This is a genomic window from Bartonella sp. AC535YNZD (assembly GCF_042196625.1).
Lineage (GTDB): Bacteria > Pseudomonadota > Alphaproteobacteria > Rhizobiales > Rhizobiaceae > Bartonella.
The window spans coordinates 1-1,500 of sequence record NZ_JBHIQP010000050.1 but is presented as its reverse complement, the minus strand read 5'-3'; the positions used below and the strand labels follow the sequence as shown (position 1 = coordinate 1,500).

2 protein-coding genes are annotated in these 1,500 nt (G+C 39.3%); both read left to right on the top strand.

Going from position 1 to position 1,500, the window contains the following annotated elements:
- Window positions 1–812 (top strand): hypothetical protein (locus ACFIM8_RS09085; protein ID WP_375614828.1); only part of this gene is annotated, 812 nt, incomplete at its 5' end.
- Entirely contained in the window at window positions 796–1,182 is a 387-nt protein-coding gene (locus ACFIM8_RS09080) for a hypothetical protein (RefSeq protein ID WP_273754097.1), read from the top strand. The genes ACFIM8_RS09085 and ACFIM8_RS09080, both read left to right, overlap by 17 nt.
- The last annotated feature ends 318 nt before the right edge of the window (window positions 1,183–1,500 follow it).

Below are 1,500 nucleotides of genomic sequence, written 5' to 3'. Positions count from 1 at the left end.
GTGCAAAAGCAAAAAATAATATAAAACAACATATTAATAATTTTGCTGAAGCAAATGATAAGCAAAACGTTTTTTTTGCTGAAGCAAACGACAAGCAAAATCTAGCTATAAAGAACCAGAATAAGAATAATATATATAAAAAAAATAAAACTATCGTTTTATCAAAAAAAGAAATTGATTTTGAAGATTTAGAAATCACTGATTTGGTTCAAGAGCCAATCGAGGTTGCTGCTGTTGAGACCACATCAGAGCAAAACGAAACGATAGCAGATAACCAACCTCCCATTCACGAGCAAGAGAACGTTCCCAAAAAAGCAAAACGAGCGCAAGCTAATCGCGGTTGTCGATTGCCAGAGGATTTTGAACCGGATTACGATTTTGCAATCGAAGAGGGCTTGCCTCCAGAGCGCGTGAAAGTCGAAATCGCAAAATTTCGAGATTATTGGCGTTCAAAAGCCGGAGCAAATGCAACCAAAACCGATTGGCAAGCAACATGGCGTAACTGGGTACGCAAGGCAGTTGATGATTTAGAAAAAACGAAAAACACGAACAACAATGGTGGAAACAATGGAAACTTTTCAAAAGATCAAAGAACTCGTGGTAGTACCGGAGAGACAATCCGTAATCTTATCGGTGCAACACAGCTTAGTGACGCCTCTACAAGATACCGTGCAACAGATAGAGCAATGTGTAACCCTGGAGTTCCCATGGACCTTGATCAGTGGCATGGAATTGACACCAGTCCTAGAGAAACAAGCTTTAGAAGCCTATCAGACAGTCCAAAACTTATTTACCGTGAAAGCATCTGTTGAAGATATAGCAGAGGCTCTTGATGTGCTTGAAGGTGGTTTGACAATGCAAAAAGTTTCGAATGTAGAAGCGCGTGCAAAGGCTTATATCGCAGCTCTTAACGGCATTTCACTCTGGTCTTTATTGCAAGCTGTTAAAAATCTTATACGTGGTGAAGCAAAAGGCATGTCCACAACATTTGTGCCTTCATGCGCTGATCTAGCGCAGTATTGTCGTGATTTAGAAAGCAGGCTTTATGGTGTTGCTGAGAGAGTTTTTACAGCAGTTGAAAATACGCGTAACCTAGCCTTAGGAGGCAAGCGCATTTCATTCATGAGAATAGGCAAGCCTAGTGAAGAGTGTCATGACAGTAGCAATTCAAAAGCGGCTTAAAACAGCAAACTAGTGAAAAGTGCTGATCATTTTACGATTAGGCATGTGTTTAAATCGATAAAAAGGTACCGTACAAAGCGATTTAAAGATTTTATGATGAAAACCACACCAGTAACACAAAACGCTCTGTACGGTCAAATTTTAGGTAAATTAACCTATTGGTAAAAATAGGAATTAAAACATGGAAATATTAAAACAACTGTTCTTAACAAATCATAAACAGCCCATGCAAAAAAAGTGGGTTGCAACGGCTGTTGGGTATGTTCCTTGGGGAGATGGAGCAGAGGAGTATTTTTACAACCTCTATGAATATGAAGA